Annotated in this window: 18 protein-coding genes, 1 pseudogene and 1 other annotated feature; of the genes and pseudogenes, 10 read left to right on the top strand and 9 right to left on the bottom strand. The window is 34.1% G+C overall.

The genetic code is table 11. The features are described from left to right. Nucleotides 1-288: 288 nt before the first annotated feature. Nucleotides 289-1,134, bottom strand: coding sequence for a DUF72 domain-containing protein (locus tag ACQVV1_RS12765; protein ID WP_242251167.1), 846 nt, complete (start codon nt 1,132-1,134; stop codon nt 289-291). A 160-nt stretch (nt 1,135-1,294) separates the two neighbouring features. Between ACQVV1_RS12765 and ACQVV1_RS12760 the strand changes: the two genes are divergently transcribed. The 3 genes and pseudogenes from ACQVV1_RS12760 (at nt 1,295) to ACQVV1_RS12750 (ending at nt 4,583) form a co-directional block, all read left to right on the top strand. After that, nucleotides 1,295-2,566 carry an ATP-binding protein gene (locus tag ACQVV1_RS12760; protein ID WP_242251166.1) on the top strand — a complete coding sequence of 424 codons (1,272 nt, stop codon included), beginning with the start codon at nt 1,295-1,297 and terminating at the stop codon, nt 2,564-2,566. 206 nt (nt 2,567-2,772) lie between these two features. Next, nucleotides 2,773-3,959 (top strand): annotated as a pseudogene (locus ACQVV1_RS12755) (Gly-Xaa-Xaa repeat protein). A gap of 195 nt (nt 3,960-4,154) precedes the next feature. Continuing rightward, nucleotides 4,155-4,583 carry a hypothetical protein gene (locus tag ACQVV1_RS12750; protein ID WP_242251164.1) on the top strand — a complete coding sequence of 143 codons (429 nt, stop codon included), beginning with the start codon at nt 4,155-4,157 and terminating at the stop codon, nt 4,581-4,583. A gap of 124 nt (nt 4,584-4,707) precedes the next feature. On the opposite strand, the gene ACQVV1_RS12745 is transcribed toward ACQVV1_RS12750, so the two are convergent. Continuing rightward, on the bottom strand, nt 4,708-6,750 hold the full coding sequence (locus ACQVV1_RS12745; RefSeq protein ID WP_242251163.1) for a transglycosylase domain-containing protein: 2,043 nt from the start codon (nt 6,748-6,750) through the stop codon (nt 4,708-4,710). 312 nt (nt 6,751-7,062) lie between these two features. On the opposite strand from ACQVV1_RS12745, the gene ACQVV1_RS12740 reads away from it, so the two are divergent. The 3 genes from ACQVV1_RS12740 to ACQVV1_RS12730 all read left to right on the top strand — a co-directional run bounded on the left by ACQVV1_RS12740 (nt 7,063) and on the right by ACQVV1_RS12730 (nt 9,611). Continuing rightward, entirely contained in the window at nt 7,063-7,683 is a 621-nt protein-coding gene (locus tag ACQVV1_RS12740; protein WP_063224422.1) for a DUF47 domain-containing protein, read from the top strand. A gap of 11 nt (nt 7,684-7,694) precedes the next feature. Next, nucleotides 7,695-8,693: an inorganic phosphate transporter gene (locus tag ACQVV1_RS12735; RefSeq protein WP_063224423.1), complete on the top strand. Its 999-nt coding sequence runs from the start codon at nt 7,695-7,697 to the stop codon at nt 8,691-8,693. A gap of 117 nt (nt 8,694-8,810) precedes the next feature. Beyond that, nucleotides 8,811-9,611 carry a sulfite exporter TauE/SafE family protein gene (locus tag ACQVV1_RS12730; protein WP_060630138.1) on the top strand — a complete coding sequence of 267 codons (801 nt, stop codon included), beginning with the start codon at nt 8,811-8,813 and terminating at the stop codon, nt 9,609-9,611. Between the two features lie 293 nt (nt 9,612-9,904). Here the strand turns inward: ACQVV1_RS12730 and ACQVV1_RS12725 are convergent, their stop codons facing one another. Beyond that, the gene (locus tag ACQVV1_RS12725; RefSeq protein WP_000882907.1) at nt 9,905-10,132 is read right to left on the bottom strand and encodes a hypothetical protein; all 228 of its coding nucleotides are present in this window, start codon (nt 10,130-10,132) and stop codon (nt 9,905-9,907) included. A gap of 170 nt (nt 10,133-10,302) precedes the next feature. Here ACQVV1_RS12725 and ACQVV1_RS12720 point away from each other — a divergent pair, with 170 nt between their 5' ends. After that, a complete protein-coding gene (locus ACQVV1_RS12720) occupies nt 10,303-10,815 on the top strand; it encodes a Crp/Fnr family transcriptional regulator (RefSeq protein WP_242251162.1) in 513 nt (170 codons plus the stop codon). A 30-nt stretch (nt 10,816-10,845) separates the two neighbouring features. On the opposite strand, the gene hmpA is transcribed toward ACQVV1_RS12720, so the two are convergent. From hmpA to ACQVV1_RS12705, 3 genes are all read right to left on the bottom strand, one after another. Next, the gene (gene hmpA, locus ACQVV1_RS12715) at nt 10,846-12,054 is read right to left on the bottom strand and encodes an NO-inducible flavohemoprotein (protein WP_242251161.1); all 1,209 of its coding nucleotides are present in this window, start codon (nt 12,052-12,054) and stop codon (nt 10,846-10,848) included. Between the two features lie 159 nt (nt 12,055-12,213). Then, a complete protein-coding gene (locus ACQVV1_RS12710; protein WP_242251160.1) occupies nt 12,214-12,732 on the bottom strand; it encodes a hypothetical protein in 519 nt (172 codons plus the stop codon). Between the two features lie 114 nt (nt 12,733-12,846). Then, on the bottom strand, nt 12,847-13,944 hold the full coding sequence (locus tag ACQVV1_RS12705) for a site-2 protease family protein (protein WP_063224427.1): 1,098 nt from the start codon (nt 13,942-13,944) through the stop codon (nt 12,847-12,849). A 151-nt stretch (nt 13,945-14,095) separates the two neighbouring features. On the opposite strand from ACQVV1_RS12705, the gene ACQVV1_RS12700 reads away from it, so the two are divergent. Beyond that, nucleotides 14,096-14,293, top strand: coding sequence for a hypothetical protein (locus ACQVV1_RS12700; protein ID WP_060630134.1), 198 nt, complete (start codon nt 14,096-14,098; stop codon nt 14,291-14,293). Nucleotides 14,294-14,397: 104 nt separating this feature from the next. On the opposite strand, the gene ACQVV1_RS12695 is transcribed toward ACQVV1_RS12700, so the two are convergent. Next, nucleotides 14,398-15,249, bottom strand: a complete 852-nt coding sequence (locus ACQVV1_RS12695; RefSeq protein ID WP_242251159.1) for a YhfM domain-containing protein — start codon at nt 15,247-15,249, stop codon at nt 14,398-14,400. Nucleotides 15,250-15,356: 107 nt separating this feature from the next. On the opposite strand from ACQVV1_RS12695, the gene ACQVV1_RS12690 reads away from it, so the two are divergent. Then, a complete protein-coding gene (locus tag ACQVV1_RS12690) occupies nt 15,357-16,133 on the top strand; it encodes a class I SAM-dependent methyltransferase (protein ID WP_431168935.1) in 777 nt (258 codons plus the stop codon). A gap of 39 nt (nt 16,134-16,172) precedes the next feature. Here the strand turns inward: ACQVV1_RS12690 and ACQVV1_RS12685 are convergent, their stop codons facing one another. Next, nucleotides 16,173-16,382, bottom strand: coding sequence for a hypothetical protein (locus ACQVV1_RS12685; RefSeq protein ID WP_000880630.1), 210 nt, complete (start codon nt 16,380-16,382; stop codon nt 16,173-16,175). A 282-nt stretch (nt 16,383-16,664) separates the two neighbouring features. Then, nucleotides 16,665-16,923 (top strand) — a binding site (T-box leader). A gap of 56 nt (nt 16,924-16,979) precedes the next feature. Between ACQVV1_RS12685 and brnQ3 the strand changes: the two genes are divergently transcribed. Next, entirely contained in the window at nt 16,980-18,335 is a 1,356-nt protein-coding gene (brnQ3, locus tag ACQVV1_RS12680; protein ID WP_431168934.1) for a branched-chain amino acid transport system II carrier protein BrnQ3, read from the top strand. A 24-nt stretch (nt 18,336-18,359) separates the two neighbouring features. On the opposite strand, the gene ACQVV1_RS12675 is transcribed toward brnQ3, so the two are convergent. Continuing rightward, entirely contained in the window at nt 18,360-18,698 is a 339-nt protein-coding gene (locus tag ACQVV1_RS12675) for a DUF3992 domain-containing protein (protein WP_242251901.1), read from the bottom strand. Nucleotides 18,699-18,712: the final 14 nt, after the last annotated feature.

Here is an 18,712-nt window from a genome sequence, read left to right as displayed (position 1 = left end):
GTTCTTTTTTTATACTTTATCAGGGGGCTGCTGGAAATCTACCTCGAAACAATTCTTTACTTCAGCCAAACTTCTATTAGGGATCTCCCTACCGTTACTATCTCATAAAAAGTTTTTTATTTATTTTTCGGAAAACTATTGACAATGATAATGATAACCATTATCATTTATTACGAAGCCAACAATTGATGAATCAACCAAACGCTCAGTAACATTGTTACCCCTCTTTTTCATATAGAAAGGCACTGTACATTCCCCCTGTTTGTACAGTGCCTTTCTTGTTTATTATCATTCAAACAAATTTAATTGCTCAGGCTTTGGCTCACCATATGTAATGTTCATCATTTTCATAAGCTGTTTCGCATTATCAGCTGCATCTCCGCCTGAATTATTATTAAATAGTATATATATGTCCTTTGTCTTCTTTTTTAATTGTTCTAGTCTTTCTACCCATTCTTCTAATTCTTTATTATTGTAGCGATATAAACAGCGAACCGCTCTCCAATTTTCTCCTTTATCAAGCCACCCATGAACATTCCGGCCATGAAAACGTATTAACACCATCTCTGCATTCGTTACTTCTAATATGAGCGGTACCGAACCCATCCCTGCCTGTGGCTCATCACAAATTGTATGAATCCATTTCTCCTGTTCCAAAAACTGTAACGTCTTATCTCTCATTTCTGGATAAAACCATGTTTGATTTCGAAATTCTATCGCACACGGCAAACCTTCCATTTTTTCTTTCGTATATCGAAGAAAATCCACATTTTTCTTTTTACAATCAAACCATGGTGGATATTGAAATAAAATCGTTTTTAATTTATCAGCTTCTATTAAAGGAAGAATAGATTGTTTGTACACATCAAACATCTCATCAATCGTAGAAAAAGGGATTTTACCTTTCATATGTCCTGTCATTCCTTGATATGCTTTTACAATAAAAGAAAAATCTTTCGGTGTTTCCATTGCCCATTTTGTATAGTTTCGTGCAGGTTGCATCGCATAAAATGAACTATCCACTTCGACTATAGGAAAATACTCACTATATGTTCGTAATTTATTTCTATTTTCATAGGGGTCTATATATAAAGAATCATGATCTCCCCAGCCTGTCACTCCAATGAAAAGCAAAATATATTCCTCCCTTTTAACTTCACCTTCTATTCAGTCTACTCACTTCCTGAACACTTCGACCAATCAATTTCATTAAGTAGTCCCTTCTTTAAGAGTATCCGTATAAAAATATGATATACTAGATGGAAGAATTTTTAAATTGAGGGGTTATTTATTTATGCTTCCAAACGATGATATTGTATCTCACGAAAATCGAATAGAAGAACTAGAAAATAAAGTACGTTTTTATGAAGAACTTGTGAATCAATTACCACATCATTTCACATATAAAAATCCACATATTGGTTTACAAATAAAGAAAACAAGATCGACTCATTCCATTCAAAACATACAAAAAGAGAATAAAGAGGCTGATTTTCAACTTACTTGCGACTCACTATTTTTATTTAAACAACTTGAAACATACTTTGTTCATATTTTTGATGCTTTTTCACATCATGTAACCTTTGTTGATAATAAAGGAAATATAACTTTATGTAATCAAGCTGCAGCAGATGATTTTGGTGTAGTACGAAATGATATAATTGGAAAACCAATTCAACAATTACTAAAATTGCCTGAAGAAAAAATTAAAGCTCTTGAAACATTAAGAACGGGCACTGAAATATATAATGAAGAAGTTTTAGACAAAAACTATGGCATTTTAAATAACCGAATTATTCGTGATTATAACGGAGAGATTTTTAGAGTTATTAGTGTCTTTCATTATTTAAACACAGAACGTGATGCAGAAAAATTTTCGTTAGCAGGGCGAATCGCAGCTGGTATTGCACATGAAGTACGTAATCCTCTTACAACCGTACGAGGGTATTTACAATTTTTACAAGAAACTGTTTCTCCATCTAATAAAGAACTATTTAAAAACTTACTTATTCCTGAATTAGATCGCGCAAATAGTATCATTACAAAATTTTTATCTATTTCAAAAACACGTGAATTTAAAAGAGAACCCTTTCCAATTAATACATTTTTACGTGAGTATATTCAACAGTTACTAGCTAGCGAAGTCTTTTTACATAACATTTCAATTGATTATAATTTTTCTACCGAATTAGATGATATTTTAGTTCATATTGATCGTCATGAACTTGTGCAAGTTTTTTTAAACTTATTCCAAAACGCTGTCGATGCTCAAGGAGAAAAAAAACTTTCTATCCAAATCACTAGTTACCGCCTAGATAATTTTGTTCGTATTACTTTCACTGATAATGGGACTGGTATTCCACCAGCGATTCAAGAATATATCTTTGATCCATTCTTCTCAACAAAAGATTCCGGCACAGGTTTGGGCTTGTCAGTAACGAAAAAAATTATTCAAAATCATAACGGTACATTAAAAATGACTAGTAATGAAGATGGTACTACTTTTACTATTTCAATTCCAACCTTACCTAAAACAGCCCTTGAAAGATTAAATCAATACAAATAAAATCCAATCTACTAACTGCATGTCAATTGTTAAATCCCTCAACAATTGACATGCAGTTTTTTATGTTGAACTTTTCTTCTTTACATTATATAAAACCTTCTCTATATCTTATTTATTTTTTGTTAGATGGGCCAATTTCTTATTTTTTTAGAAATGGTAGTTTGTCCATCACGGATTTAGTATAAATTTCATTTTAATATATAGTAATGACTATTGATTCTATGAAAGAAAGGAATGAACAGATGAACAATAAAAATAAAGGAAAAGTATTTTATGGTAATGATTGTTGCGAAGTCAGAGCTTGCAGTCATATTAACATCTCTAAGTCCGAACTTACAGAATTTGTTAGACTTCTTCAAGCTCTTGGCCAAGCTATTCAAGCTGTCTTTCAAAACCCTTCTCAAAATAATATCGATAACTTGATCGCTGCCCTAAATAACTTACAAAAATTCCTCAATTGCTTAGATTTATCTCCAGCACAAAAACAAATTGGAAATTCTATTATTGCTAATCTATTAACTATTTTAAGAACAACACCTTTCTCATGCGGAGCATTGTACGTTGAGCTACAAAGCCTGCTTAATTATATATTGTATATCGCTAAGTTATTCAAAGTAGATTGTTGTACGATCGACAAACTAGTTAGACTTATAACAGAGATCCAAACTATTCTAGTTCAATACGGATCAGGTTGCCTTGGAGGCGGAGGAGCAACAGGGGCTACTGGTGCTACAGGGGCTACCGGACCTCTCGAGGACCGGCGGGTGCTCAAGGTGCTACTGGGCCTCAAGGACCAGCTGGTGCTCAAGGTGCTACTGGACCTCAAGGGCCTCAAGGCGCACAAGGACCAGCTGGTGTTCAAGGTGCTACTGGACCTCAAGGGCCTCAAGGTATTCAAGGACCGGCCGGCGCAACAGGCGCTACTGGTGCTACTGGTGCTACTGGTGCTCAAGGACCGGCTGGTGCTACTGGTGCAACAGGACCAGCGGGTACTCCAATTCCTGTAACTATCGCGGCAATCGGAAACTCAAACCCACAAACTATATTACCTGGAACAAACATCCAATTTAATCAAGTTTTCGAAATAAATAACATTAATTTTAATGACACTGCAGATACTTTAACAATTTTAGAAACAGGCGTATATGATATTAGTTTCTCAGCATCTACAACTTTCCCAGGATCTTCACCATTTGGATTCGGTATTTCATTCAATGGCCAACCACCTACTCGTAATTTCTCAACTAACGTTATCGGTAGTGCTGTTTCTTTCTCTACAATCGTTACTTTACAAGCTGGTACAACGATTTCTATACAGCCTACAGCAAACACTATTTCTATTCCTAATACAGGCGATACAACTGCAACACTATCAGTATTCCGAATTTACTAATTTTCACTCAATAAGTATTTTTATAATAATATGTATTGTTTAACCGTGCATTAAATCTCTCTTTATATAGAAAGGAGCACTTATTTGGGAGGATAAGTGCTCCTTCTTTACGTTTCTTTACCTCAAATTTACTCTATCTTAATCCTCATTTTGTATGATAAATAGTGAAGTCAAAGATATGAAAGAGGGATGAAAATGAGAGTTATGTCACTAATACGCATTTGGTTTGCTCTTATGGTATGCATTATTTTATGTGTAGGATTTTTTTTAACTCTAAAATATTCCACTATATCAAAAGCAGAGAGAAAAACTGTTCCATACAAACTTTTGTATACAAAACAAAGCAACATCCCTTATTCCAATGCTACAAAGAATGAAAAAAAAGTTATAAAAGGAATGCTTATTACGCAAGCTTCTAGTTCCGAATCCTTACTTCAAATTGCTGAAACAATTAAAGATCAGTATAAAAATAAAGAAATTGATGAAATCATGCTTTCTATCCATAATGAAAATAATGGTAATTATGAGGAAGAATTACCTTACGAACCTATTAGTAAAGGAAAAATAATCGTCACATACGATTCCGAATCCCTTGGCAGTACGAATATTATACTTAACGAGTAATATTATATATCTCAAGGGATATGGATTAATAGCTAATTAAGATAGACAAAAATCTCTACCGATTAAAATTTCATTTTGTTTTCATACAAAAAAAGAGGCGAATTTCTTTATTCGCCTCTTTCTTTTACCAAAATGAAGGAATCCATTCTTTCACTTTATCAAGCCACTCTTGTTGCTCTTGTTTTCGTTGTTGTTCCTCTTCTTTCCTTCTCTTCTCTTCTTCTTTTCTTCGTTTTTCCTCTTCTATTGTAGTCAATTGTTTTTTATAATCAGCCTCAGATATAAGCGATAACTGGAATGCTTTTTGAGTTGGATTTGCGTTCGCTTTTTTCATAATATCCCGGAACATTGTCGTCGTAATTTGACTCCCGCCCGGAACATAATGATCGCTATCTGTTTTATCATATCCTACCCAAATTGCACCTACCAAATCTGGTGTGTACCCAACAAACCATGAATCCTTTGCACCGGTGCTCGGGCCATTTACAATTTGAGTAGTTCCTGTCTTACCTGCCGTATCAACATTAGTAACTTTCGCCTTTTCGCCCGTCCCCTTTTCGACAACACCTTTTAATAAATATGTCATCTTTTGAGAAATTTTCTCGCTCGTCACTCGTGTCTCTTTCTTATACCACTTGCCAAGCGTTTCACCTTCAGCATTTTGTATCTCTCTAATTGCATGAGCTTCCACTTGGACACCGTCATTTGCAAATGTACTGTATGCTTGAGCCATTACAAATGGAGATGTCCCCACATGCATACCGCCTAAAGCAATCGGATACGTACGATCTTCTGGCACTAATGGAATACCAAATCGCTCTAAAGATTTCAATCCTTTATCTAATCCAATTTGCTCTAATAGCCAAACAGCTGAAACATTGTACGACTTTGCCACTGCTTCATACATTGTCACATCACCGTGAAAAGTATGATCGCTATTTTGCGGTTTATATTCTTTAATATTAAATGGTTCATCTTTTAATATGTCGTATACTTCATACCCTTGCTCTAACGCTGGTACATATACAGCCAGAGGCTTTAACGTTGAGCCAGGTTGTCTTTTTAATTGGGTTGCATGGTTAAACTGTAAAAACTGATATGGCCCTCTCCCTCCAACTAAAGCTGGTACACCACCTGTTTTTGGATTCATAAGAACTACACCTGTTTGCATAAGTTGATCTGAGCCACTATCTTTGAAATAACTATTATTATTCACAACATCTTCTACAGCCTGTTGTTTTTTCGGATCAAGCTCTGTATAAATACGATAGCCACCTGCTAAAATTTCATTTTGTGTTAATTCGTACTTATCCATCGCTTCTCTAACAATATAGTCTACATATTGAGAGTATTTCCCCTTGTATTTATCATCAACACCACGTTTTAACACAAGACCGCTCTCTTTTTCTTTATTATACTGTTCGTCAGAAATATACCCTTGCTCTTTCATTAAACTTAATACAACATTACGTCTTTCGATGGATTTATTAAAGTTTTTATAAGGTGAATACGCAGATGGTGCTTTAATTAATCCTGCAATCGTTGCAGCCTCTGAAATTGTTAAATCTTTTACATCTTTATCAAAATAAGATTTAGCTGCCCTTTTTATACCCCAAGCACCTTCACCAAAATAAATTTGATTCATATACATTTCGATAATTTCATCTTTCGTATACGTACGTTCTATTTTTTTTGTTAAAAAATATTCCTTTATTTTGCGTGAAAACGTGCGGTCTTGCGTTAGAAATACATTTTTCGCAAGTTGTTGTGTAATTGTACTTCCACCTGCTACAACTTCTCCTGCTGTAATATTTTTAAAAACTGCACTTATAATTCCACTATAGTAAATACCGTGATGGTTAAAAAACTCCTTATCTTCTACTGCAACAATTGCCTGAACCATAACATCAGGAATATCTTTCCTTTTCACACCTTCTGTTTTAGAAGAAGCTAATTTAGTCGCAACTTCATTATTTGCATCATAAATTAAGGTCGGTTGCGGAACAGCTTGTTTTAATTCAGTTATGTCTTGAATGGAAATTATTATATTTATAGCAATAAATAGAGTAGCGAGTAAACTTCCTAATACAATTAATGAATTACGAAGTTTCTTCCTCTTGTTGAACCACTCCTGCATTTTTTTTAAGTGAGTGTTCTTCAATTTCATTCGTTCACTTCCTTCGTTTGTTTACACTCTTCTTTTCAAAAGGAAGAATATACCTCCTTTTAAATTTATTATAATAACGTAGTCTTTCCTATAGTGTAAAGCTTTTCTTTCACATTCATACTTTTTGCAAGAAAAGGACATTCTACAAGTAAGATATTCATTATTGATTATTAATATTATTAATACAACAATGAGAGTTATGTTAAGTTTTTGTAAACTTTTCGATAAAATGTTTTAAAAAACGACAGTTTTTTGTTAGAATTGACTAGCCAATATATTTTACATATATTACTTTTGTGGGGGTAACTAATAATGGTCTTTAAATCAAAAAAAGATAAATTTTCTGAAATGTTAATGAATGTTTCTGAAAATTTAAAAGAAGGCGCGCAGTTTTTCGTGGAGTATAAAATTAAAAATGCTAGCGATTTAAAAGAGTTTTCTATGCGCATGAAAGAGTATGAGTCAAAAGGTGACTCATTTATTCACGAAATCATAATGGAGCTAAACAAAGCGTTTATTACTCCTATTGAACGTGAGGACATCCTACAGCTTGCAATGAGTATGGATGATGTATTAGACGGATTAGATCACAGTGCTGGTCTATTCGAAATGTATTCTATTACAGAAGCTGATGAATACATGATTAAGTTCGTAGAAGCAATTAATCAATGTGCCATTGAGATTGCAAACTCTGTTGAACTAATGTCTAAAAAGAAGTTAGTCGACATTCGTACGAACGCGATTAAGATTAAGGATTACGAATCACAATGTGATGATATTCGCCGTCATGCGATTAAGCACTTATTCTCTCGTGAAAAAGATCCGATTAAGATTATTCAATACAAAGAGATTTACGAAGAGCTTGAAGAAGTAGCGGATAGCTGCCAAAGCGTTGCAAACGTATTAGAAACAATTATTATGAAGAACGCGTAAGGAGTTTGATCATGGATACACTCTTGATACTGACCGTTTTAGTAGTCATTTGCGCTTTAGCTTTTGACTTTATCAATGGATTTCACGATACAGCAAACGCTATTGCAACGGCTGTTTCAACGAAAGCTCTAAAGCCTAGACATGCAATTATTATGGCAGCTATTATGAACTTTTTAGGTGCGATGACATTTACAGGTGTAGCAAAAACGATTACAAAAGATATCGTTGACCCATTTGCCTTGCAAAATGGTTCTCTTGTAATTTTAGCTGCTTTACTTGCGGCAATAGCATGGAATTTAATCACTTGGTACTACGGTATTCCAAGTAGTTCTTCGCATGCAATTATTGGCTCAATCGCAGGTGCAGCTATCGCTGCTGCCGGTATTAGCTCATTAAACCTTAAAGGGTTTATCAAAATTCTTGAAGCTTTAATCATTTCACCGATTATCGCTTTTGTTATTGGTTATATCGTATACAGTATTTTTAAAGTAGTCTTTAAAAACTTTAATTTAACGAAAACGAACAAAAACTTCCGTATATTCCAGATTTTCACTGCTGCATTACAAGCTTATACGCATGGTACGAATGATGCGCAAAAAGCAATGGGAATCATTACGATGGCTCTTATGGCCAATAACTATCATACTTCTAGCGACATCCCGTTCTGGGTACAATTATCTTGTGCAATTGCAATGGGGCTTGGTACTTCTGTCGGCGGATGGAAAATCATTAAAACTGTCGGTGGACAAATTATGAAAATTCGTCCTGTAAATGGTGTAGCAGCCGATTTATCATCATCACTTGTTATTTTCGGTGCAACATTCATTCACTTACCAGTTAGTACAACGCACGTTATCTCTTCTTCTATTTTAGGGGTTGGTGCTTCTCATCGTGTGAAAGGTGTAAAATGGGGAACTGCAAAACGTATGTTAATTACATGGGTTATTACACTTCCTATTTCAGCTTCTTTAGCTGCTCTATTTTACACTTTATTACACTTTATCTTTTAATAAAAAGTCGTCTTCCTTATTTTTCTAGGAAGACGACTTTTTTGTGAACAAACCTTTTTCTTATTAAAAAGCGTGTATAATAATTAGTGGTTAAGTTATATAGAGGAGTTGGCAATTTTGGAATACATCATGTTACTTTTCATCGGGCTAATCGCCGGAACAGTCGGGAGTCTAGTCGGACTTGGTGGCGGAATTATTATCGTTCCGTTATTAATCGGATTACACAGCCTATCACCACAACTTGCAGTAGGAACTTCAATGGTAACAGTCGTTTTTACAGGACTATCTTCCACCCTTACTTATATGAAGCATAAACGAGTAGATTACAAAAGTGGACTTATTTTATTTATTGGGAGTGGCCCTGGTGGTATCATCGGCTCGTGGGCAAATAAATTTTTAAATCAAGATACATTTTCTTTATATTTTGGGATTTTCCTTATTTTTGTCTCCATTCTTCTTATGTTACGAGACAAATTAAAACCCCTTTCTTTATCAAATATGACTGTAATTAAGCGTTCTTTTACAGATAACGAAGGGAACACTGTACACTATCAATTCCCACCGCTTCTCGCTATCTTTATCGCCTTTATAGTTGGATTTATATCTGGTTTATTTGGAATTGGTGGCGGTGCCTTACTTGTTCCTGCAATGATGCTACTTTTTGCATTCCCAGCACATATTGCTGTAGCAACTTCGATGTTTATTGTATTTCTATCAGCAATTGTAAGTTCCGCAACTCACATCTCCCTTGGAAATGTCAGCTGGATTTACGCATTAATTCTTATTCCTGGTGCATGGATTGGCGGGAAAATCGGGGCTTATATTAATACAAAACTAAGTGGTAAGGCCGTAATTAATTTATTACGTATCACATTAATGATTCTTGGAACTAGATTAATCATTACTTCTTTTTTATAACGCGTTCTTTTTAGAATGCGTTTTTCTTATACGCATGAATATAAAAAACTTCCTAAGAGAACAAATAAAATTAAACAAACACATAATAACATATAATTGGAAATATGTAATTTCTTCAAGTTGACCACTCCTATAACTGCGACTGTTATCTTTATGATAGCGAAAAAATAATTCACTTGCAGTTACAAAGTGCTAACAATGCAAAATCATTTATTACAAATTTTATCCTTATATTTCATTTCTTTGTATATTCTATCGGTTTAATAAAAAAAGATGTCATATTGACATCTTTTTTAATGAAGAAGTGACCATCCCATAAAATCCTCATGTACTTGGCACGCCCTCTTATCGTTTCGATCATATAATTCAGCATAACTATCTGTTTCTTCATCATAAGCCATCGTATAAATAATTTGGCCGTCTACTTCAACGGATAACACGACTCCACCTTTCATCTCTTCTACATGAATGATAGCATTCGCCGGAATTCTCATATCCGTCATTTTTATCGCATCTAACAATATACTAAACCCCCTACAGCGTATTCATTGCTAGTACTATTACACACTAAATAGTATACTACTGTAATAGCATATATTTCGTCAATGAAATTGCAGTTTAAATAGTATATTGTCTTTATACTTATACGCTAAAATAGAAGATATTGAAATGTTTAAATGGGGGGCTAACATTGATTCTACATAAGGGAGACGTACTATTCCGTCAAGGCGAGGATGGTCCTTTGTATTTTATAAAAACAGGTTTATTAAAAGTAGTAAGAATAGAAGAAGATGGAACACCGTTTTTATTCAACATTATCGTTCCAGGTGAAACAATACCTCACCATTCTTTAATTTCACCGAAGGAATATCACGGTACAGCAATCGCTTTAATGAAAACAGAAGTTGAACCTATACTTAGCAATGAATGGTACGATCAACTCCAGGCAAATCCTGCATCCTATGCAAATATCGCTATGCAATTACAATCAAAATTAAGAATGATGCAACAGCGTATCGATCAATTGACAACCGTTTCTCCGAAAGAACGTCTTCATCGTTTACAAGAGTGGTTCACACTATATTTAGGTGACATTCCAATATATGAAATATTAACACAAACCGAAATTGGTCAACTCATAGGTATACGCCGCGAGACAGTAAATCGACTATTACGAGAACAAACAAAAAACGAGGTGAAATAACCCCTCGTTTTTTTCTTATTCAAGCTCACTCTATTGTAAGCTTGCTGCTGGACCAAAAAATTCATAATGAATATGCTCTTGTTTCACACCTAAATCAGTTAGTGCAGCATTTATATGCTTCATAAATGCTACTGGACCACAGAAATAAAACTCTGCTTCAATTGTCGGAATAATAGTTTGTAACCATTCTCTTTCAATGAAACCTTCTTTATCAAAGTTCTTCATTTCCAAATCTTTTTCAGTTGGTGCAGAATAACAAGTATATGCTTTAACTTGTTCGTATTCATTATCTACTGCCTCAACGTGTTCTTTCATTGCATGTGTATTACTATTTAGCGCTGCATGAACAAAATATACATTACGTTTTGAGTCTTGTTCAATTAACGTATTTAGCATACTCATCATTGGTGTAATACCTACTCCACCACTAATTAGTACAACTGGTAATGTTGAATCCATATTTAATACGAAATCTCCTGCTGGTGCACTTACTGGTAACATATCTCCTTCTTCTACATGATCATGTAAGTAGTTAGATACTTTACCGTCCGGTGTATCTACACCTTTTTCTTTCTTTACACTAATACGATAATATTCTTTTCCAGGAGCATCCGATAAGCTATATTGACGATTATGTGTATATGTTTCGCCTTCAATATTTATTTGAATCGTTACATATTGTCCTGGGATGAATGAAGAAACTTTCCCTCCATCTTCAGGTTTTAAATAAAATGACGTAATAACATCGCTTTCCTTCACTTTTTTAACAACTACAAAGTTACGGAAATCTTTCCATCCGCCTTCTTTATGCGCAGCTTCCTCATACATCTCTGCTTCAATGCTAATGAATGCATCAGCAATGACACCATAAGCTTCTCCCCATGCGTTTAAAACTTCATCAGGTGCACCTGCGACCTCTTTAATTGCACGTAGTAAACATGTACCTACAATTGGATAATGTTCCGCTTTAATACCTAAACTTCTATGCTTATGACCTATTTGTTTTACAACTGGAATAATAACTTCTAAATTATCAATGTAAGTTGCAGCTGCATAAACAGCATTCGCTAACGCTTGTTGTTGTCTTCCTTTTTTCTGATTCGTATGGTTGAAAATATTCAATAACTCCGGATGTTCCGAAAATAAAATTTGATAAAATCTCGTTGTAATTTCAACGCCTTTTTCTTGTAATAATGGTACTGTTGACTTTACGATTTCGATTGTTTTTTCACTTAACATTGTATCCCACTCCTCTATTTCCTTAACTGTTTTTAGTTTAACTGAATTGTATAATACAGATTGTGATTTTAATCACTATTAACACGGTGTTTTTGTGAAAAATATATGAACATTGCGCTTACAAAAGAAAATAAGCCAACTAGAATGCTAGCTAGCTTATTATTTGGACTGTATAGCTTGTTCAATTACCCTTATATCTTTCCCATCTCCAAATTCTGTATACCCCCAGATATTCGTTTCACCTTTATATTTATTTACGATAATATCTAAGTCATGATATACACGATGAGCATACACTACATACTCAATATTTTGAAGTTCTACACCTTTTTTTACAATTTCATAACTTCTATTTACATCGCGTTTTATCTTATCATTTTTTATTTCTGTATGTATATTTTTTAAGGATGATTCTTGTTGTTGGAACCATTTCTTAAATTGGTTCCAGTCCCCATCTGTATAATTCTCTGCCTTACCATAATTTAAGAAATTATTATAACTTTCATGTGTCATACGAATAAAATCAAGCACTTTTGTCTCTTCTTGCACATCTTCTATTTCAGCTGTTGTACTTACCCCAGCGGGCTTATTCGCATAATGTAATAACACCTTCATAAGACTATAGCTCGCAATGATCATTACGATAATAATCCCGAATACACTTAACAATTTCTTCATATACAGAACTCCTTCTCTACTAAAGATATTACAATGTAACACTATACTTGTAACATTCTCTCGTAGAAATATAATTCCTGTATAAATCCTTCCTATCATTTCGACAATATTCTTCTATACATTTCTCGTTGGCAAATGTTCTTGTAAAACAATATATCCTTCATAAGCTGTGTAACCGAGTATAGCCATTAATCCGATATAACAAGCAAATACTGTCCATTTTGTTTTCATATCCACTTTATAATAGTTTTCCTGTTGTCTCTTTTCTGTCTCCCATTCCTTTAATTTTCTTTCTGACATTTCAAATGCTTCTCTTATATGAATTGTATGTGTTTCTTTTTCATCTTCATATGGGACGTAATCCAGTGGCTCAAACTTTGGTAAAAGATACTCTAACACTTCAATCTTTTGAAATTCTCCTGTTTTTAATTCTTTCTCTCTTTCTTTTTGCCTTAATACATTTATTTCATGTTGCATCATATATATATTTCGATGTACTGCACCAGTTTCTTTTAACTCCTCTTCAAGCCTCGCAACATATTCTTTCATTCCATCAATTCTATATCCTAATCCCTTAATTGGCTCATCTCTTTTTATTACTCTATACAATTCCATACAGCCGATAATAAAAATAAATCCTCCCAAAATACTTTTAAAATAAATTGAATAGCCAAGTAGCAAAACAAGCCCTGCTCCCCAAATTTTCGTACTTACAACTGAAATAATCCGTCCTCCATCTAACGGAGAAACTGGAATTAAATTAAAAAAATTAATCATGCTTCCAAGTAAAATAATGAGCGCCCAAAATGGCTCTTTCGTTATCATGTAAAGCGGAATAGCTGGTAAAAATGAAAGTAATCCAAAAAGAGGTCCCATATAGGCAATATACGCTTCATCTTTTGCATTTTTCGGCATCTCTTTCATTCCAATAAGAGCCCCCATAAACGGGATAAAGATCGCAGGCGATGTTGGTATTCCTTTTCTTCTTGCCGCCCATAAATGGCCCATTTCATGAACAAACAACAAATAAATGAGTGCTACACCAAATTTCCAACCATAAAGAACCGCGTATGCTCCAAGTGATAGAAACATACTAAATACCGTTGAAAACTTTGCTAATTTAAAAATTGCAAATACCCACTTTAACTTAGAAAGTAAAAATAGCCCCATTGCAACAATAATTCCCCATAATCCTTTTTTATTATTTTTCATATTCCTCTCCTTTATCTCTCATTCATGAATCATTTTCATTCATCAAAATTTATTGTTTTCTCTATTATGACATATTTTTTTCTATTGTTAGAAACAATGTTTATTTAATCCATTTTTAGACAAAAATATAAATAAAAGGAGGTGCATATAAATGAACTTACAATCTCTCATAATAGGTGTTCTATCGTTTTTAGCTTCAACTCTTATTTTTTATACCGTTAGTTACGTATTATTATTAGATTTGTTGCCCAATCATGTCTTTATCACTCTTATCATCCTTTCCGCTCTTATGATTTCTTTTCTTATTACGCGAAAATCAATGAATGAGCCATCTGCAAAAGCAAAGTAATAGAGAGGGGGTTTTCCCTCTCTATTATCATTTCCTAGGAAAGGCCATATAGACTTTACAAATTACATTCATCCCAATCCGTCAGGGCTAATTAAAGTTTCACCTTATCTTTGTAAATTCATTTTTTCACCATACTCTTTAACAATTTGAATGATATTTTGAAAAACACCTATTTTTTCTTTTTTACTATTTAATATTTTCAAATCATAATTTTCATAATATGTTTCTAATGACTTTAATTGTGATTCTGAAGCATCTTTTACCGGAACAGTAGCATGCAATTCATACTGTTTATACCCTTCCTTTACCTTTTCACCTGAAATTTTTTCACTTTCTTTTTTTCCAATTAATTTTTGAACTTTTTCTGGGAAAATGACTTGCAAATAATATTCTTGTTCCTTCTCTAACTTGTTGTATAATGATTGTGAAATCGTATACCGTACCGTATAATTCACTTTTTGATCGCCTGCTTTAATATGGAACGCGGTAATCTGCAAATCTTTTTTTGTTACTTCCGTTAAAGGACCTACCTGTACCTCATCTTCTTTTTGTTCTGAAACATTTGGAAATATAGCTAAAAGCTTTTCCGTATCTTTTTTATTCAGCATATACATAGCTTTCTTATGTTGTACCCATCCTCGTCTGTCTTCCCCTCTTAGCCATGCATAATATGTTTCTTTTTTTCCATCTCTACTAATTTGTATTTCATATTCAGGTTCACCGAAGCTACCTGTTATTTCTTGTTTCTCAGCTTTATCCATAATGTCTATTACTACCTTAGCTTCTGATTCCTGTAACTTTTTCTCTGTATGTTTTTTTTGTATAACGGTTACCCCTATTGTTTCTTTCACTTCATTCACCGTCTCTTCCACTTTTTTTGTTTCTTTTTTTTGCTCAACTTGACTACAAGATGCTAGTAACATAGCAAATAACAACAATACATATTTCCTTTTCAACTTAATCCTCCTTTTACAATAAGAAATTCTTATAATCTTCATATAAAAAACAAAAACGTGACACACTATAAAATACGCTATACTAAGCATTGAAAGGAGGGTTTTTCATGTCCATTAATTTTCACGATGCAAATAATAAATACACATACGCACAGCGAAACGCCCATATTTCTTGGGGGGAAATGATAAAAAGCATTACAAATATACAAAACAAGCAAATAATTGATATCGGCTGTGGTGGCGGGATTTATACGAAAGAACTTGCTCTTATGGGAGCAAAAAGTATTGTTGGGCTTGATTTTTCAAAAGAAATATTACAGGCTGCAAAAGAAAATTGTAGCGGATTTTCAAACATTTCATTCATTCACGGTGATGCACATGGCATTCCATATCCTAACGATACATTCGACATTGTTATTTCGCGCGCAGTTATTCATCATTTACAAGACATTCCTACATTTCTACGTGAAGCTTCTCGTATATTAAAGAAAAACGGTGTACTTATTGTACAAGACCGAACTATTGAAGATTGTACAATTCCTGGAAGCCCCGAACACATCCGTGGATATTTTTTCTCTACCTTTCCAAAGCTCATTGAAATAGAAGCAAAAAGACGTCCAAAAACCACCACGATACAACAAGAATTACAAAAATATTTTCTTCACGTGTTCCCCACTCAAACACAATGGGAAGTACGAAAAATACATGATTCTGTAGAAGCATTGCTACAAGATTTATCACCTCGAACAGGTCGATCCATTCTATACGAATTAACAGATCACGAACTTTCTCAACTTCTACAACAAGTACAGACTGCATTACAAAACACCTCTCCTATTATCGAAAGAGATCGGTGGACAATTTGGAGCGCCATGAAATTGTAAGGAAGGAAGCCTCACAAAATAATGTGAGGCTTCCTTCTTTCATAATCTAATTTTGCAACACTCTTGATATCCTCCACTTCTGGCCTGTGCACTTCCACACTTCGGACATACTAAATATCTAGACTGATTTGTCAACAAACTACCTTTTTGAAAGAGTAAAACTTCTGCTTGTTTAAACGAACGCGAATAATATAACCACATAAAACCAATTATAGCAATAATGCCAAATAATACTCCCATCGCAAGCATTCCAGTCACCTCTTTTGGTTTGTTCTTTCCAGCAAGTGGATTGTTGTATTATTCTCTGTAAATTCAAACAATACCTTCTTTACTCCTATAAATATCAACTTTCTCCACAAATTTTACAATTCTCTACAAATTTTTACTCCCGTTTTACAATCTAACTTACATCAGCCCTTCACTTCAAAACAAAGCATATTACTTTTGATATTTCCCATATAAATATATCTTTTTAAAAAAATATTGACTTTCGCAAAAAAACATGTAACAATACTGTCAGAATACTTGAATAAAAATTCATTGACGAGAACGAGTACGTTATAGGACTGTCCCCCAGAGAGTTGGCGATTTGCTGAAAGCCAACGTTCAGTGCATAGCCGAAAATCATCTCCGAGAAGTAGAACCGAATGCTGTAGTAAGTTCTTACCGGCTGTCCCCCGTTACAAGGAACACGTATCATGTTGTACGTTGTAAAGCCGTATACATATAGAATCATTTCTACATGTATAAATTAGGGTGGTATCGCGGGTAAATATAACTCGTCCCTTTCTTTAGGGGCGAGTTTTTTGTGTTCTTACAAATGAATTTAAAAAAGGAGGAAAAACAGTGAACACTGTATCAAAAACACATATTTTTTTCACAGGTCTTATGCTATTTTCTTTATTTTTTGGGGCAGGTAATTTAATTTTCCCTCCCATACTTGGACAAAATGCAGGTGAAAACTTTTGGCCAGCAATGATTGGATTTTTACTAACAGGAGTCGGTTTACCATTATTAACTGTTATTGCAATTTCTTTATCAGGAAACGGTATGCAACAACTAGCAAGTCATGTTCATCCATTATTCGGAATATTCTTTACGGTAGTTGTATACATTGCAATCGGTCCTTCTATGGGAATTCCACGCGTTGCAAATGTCGCTTATGAAATGGGTGTTAGTTCTTTCTTACCAGAAACAATTCGCTCTAGTAACCTAGCACTATTTTTATATACCGTCATCTTCTTTGCTATCGTATTTTGGCTTAGTTTAAATCCATCTAAACTTGTCGATCGCATTGGAAATATATTAACACCTATTTTATTACTCTCTATTTTCTTATTATTTGTTAAAAGTGTATTTACACCACTTGGGCAATCAGGACCAGCAATGCAAGAGTATCAAACTTCTCCAATCTTCAAAGGCTTTATGGAAGGATACTTAACAATGGATACCATTTCAGCACTTGCATTTGGAATTATCGTTGTAAATGCCATTCGCTCTAAAGGTGTGAAAGATCGTAAGTCCATTGCCATCGCAACAGCGAAAGCAGGACTTATTGCCGCTACCGGTCTCGTACTTGTATATGGTGCACTTGGCTGGCTCGGTGCAACTAGCGTCTCACTCGGATACGCAAAGAATGGGGGACAACTACTTACTGTAATCGTACAACAATTATTCGGTCCATACGGCTTACTTCTACTAGCTCTGATTGTTACACTCGCTTGTTTAACGACATGTGTTGGACTCGTATCTGCATGTAGTCAATATTTCTCAACATTATTTACAAAATTTTCATACAAAATGTTTGCAAGTATCATTTGCGCTTTAGGGTTACTAGTTGCTAACTTAGGTTTAACAAAAATCATTGCCATCTCTGTTCCAATTTTACTTGTTGTATATCCAATTGCAATCGTACTCGTTCTACTATCGTTACTGCATAAATACTTCGGCGGATATCGCTCTGTTTATGTAGGTGCTTTAATTGGTGCAGCCGTAGTGAGCGTATTTGATGGATTAAAACAAGGTGGTATTTCAATTTCATATATCACACCATATTTTGAATTTATCCCTTTATATAATGAAGGAATTGGCTGGCTAATACCAGCATCAGCCGGAGCTCTTATCGGCTTTACAATCGCTAAGCTAAGCGGTGCGAAAAGAGTACCCTTACTTACCGAATCTCATGAAGTAAAAGCATCCTAAAAAAACTCCCGAAAGGGAGTTTTTTTACTTTTGATAAGCAGTATGATTAAAACTACTTATTTTATATGCTTTCGTATAATAGTCGATATTTGTATCCACTGTTTCTACTTTGACAACATCGTAGCAATCTTCTTGCTTTACTAAAAATAAATAGTACTCTTCTGTCGCCTCAACAATTGCAATTTTATCTGTTTCAACATTATATTGTTCACAAAGTACTTGTAATGCGTTCACATAATCCCCTAATTTTTTAGACTTATCCATACCAAATATAGTTTGAACTAACATATACATTCTCCCCTTTGTATGTACTGTTAACAACTTAACGATAACGCTTACATTTATTGTCGTCAATAAAAAGATTTAGTGCAAACTAA

Origin of the sequence: Bacillus basilensis, from assembly GCF_050630465.1 — a bacterium.
Lineage (GTDB): Bacteria > Bacillota > Bacilli > Bacillales > Bacillaceae_G > Bacillus_A > Bacillus_A basilensis.
The sequence above is the reverse complement of the archived record's forward strand: the minus strand, read 5'-3'. Positions and strand labels throughout refer to the sequence as shown.

Bases quoted from the DNA above. Each gene is read 5' to 3' on its own strand.
- ACQVV1_RS12760 (WP_242251166.1), top strand. From the start codon at position 1,295: ATGCTTCCAAACGATGATATTGTATCTCACGAAAATCGAATAGAAGAA.
- ACQVV1_RS12750 (WP_242251164.1), top strand. From the start codon at position 4,155: ATGAGAGTTATGTCACTAATACGCATTTGGTTTGCTCTTATGGTATGC.
- ACQVV1_RS12745 (WP_242251163.1), bottom strand. From the start codon at position 6,750: ATGAAATTGAAGAACACTCACTTAAAAAAAATGCAGGAGTGGTTCAAC.
- ACQVV1_RS12740 (WP_063224422.1), top strand. From the start codon at position 7,063: ATGGTCTTTAAATCAAAAAAAGATAAATTTTCTGAAATGTTAATGAAT.
- ACQVV1_RS12735 (WP_063224423.1), top strand. From the start codon at position 7,695: ATGGATACACTCTTGATACTGACCGTTTTAGTAGTCATTTGCGCTTTA.
- hmpA (WP_242251161.1), bottom strand. From the start codon at position 12,054: ATGTTAAGTGAAAAAACAATCGAAATCGTAAAGTCAACAGTACCATTA.
- ACQVV1_RS12710 (WP_242251160.1), bottom strand. From the start codon at position 12,732: ATGAAGAAATTGTTAAGTGTATTCGGGATTATTATCGTAATGATCATT.
- ACQVV1_RS12705 (WP_063224427.1), bottom strand. From the start codon at position 13,944: ATGAAAAATAATAAAAAAGGATTATGGGGAATTATTGTTGCAATGGGG.
- ACQVV1_RS12700 (WP_060630134.1), top strand. From the start codon at position 14,096: ATGAACTTACAATCTCTCATAATAGGTGTTCTATCGTTTTTAGCTTCA.
- ACQVV1_RS12690 (WP_431168935.1), top strand. From the start codon at position 15,357: ATGTCCATTAATTTTCACGATGCAAATAATAAATACACATACGCACAG.
- ACQVV1_RS12685 (WP_000880630.1), bottom strand. From the start codon at position 16,382: ATGCTTGCGATGGGAGTATTATTTGGCATTATTGCTATAATTGGTTTT.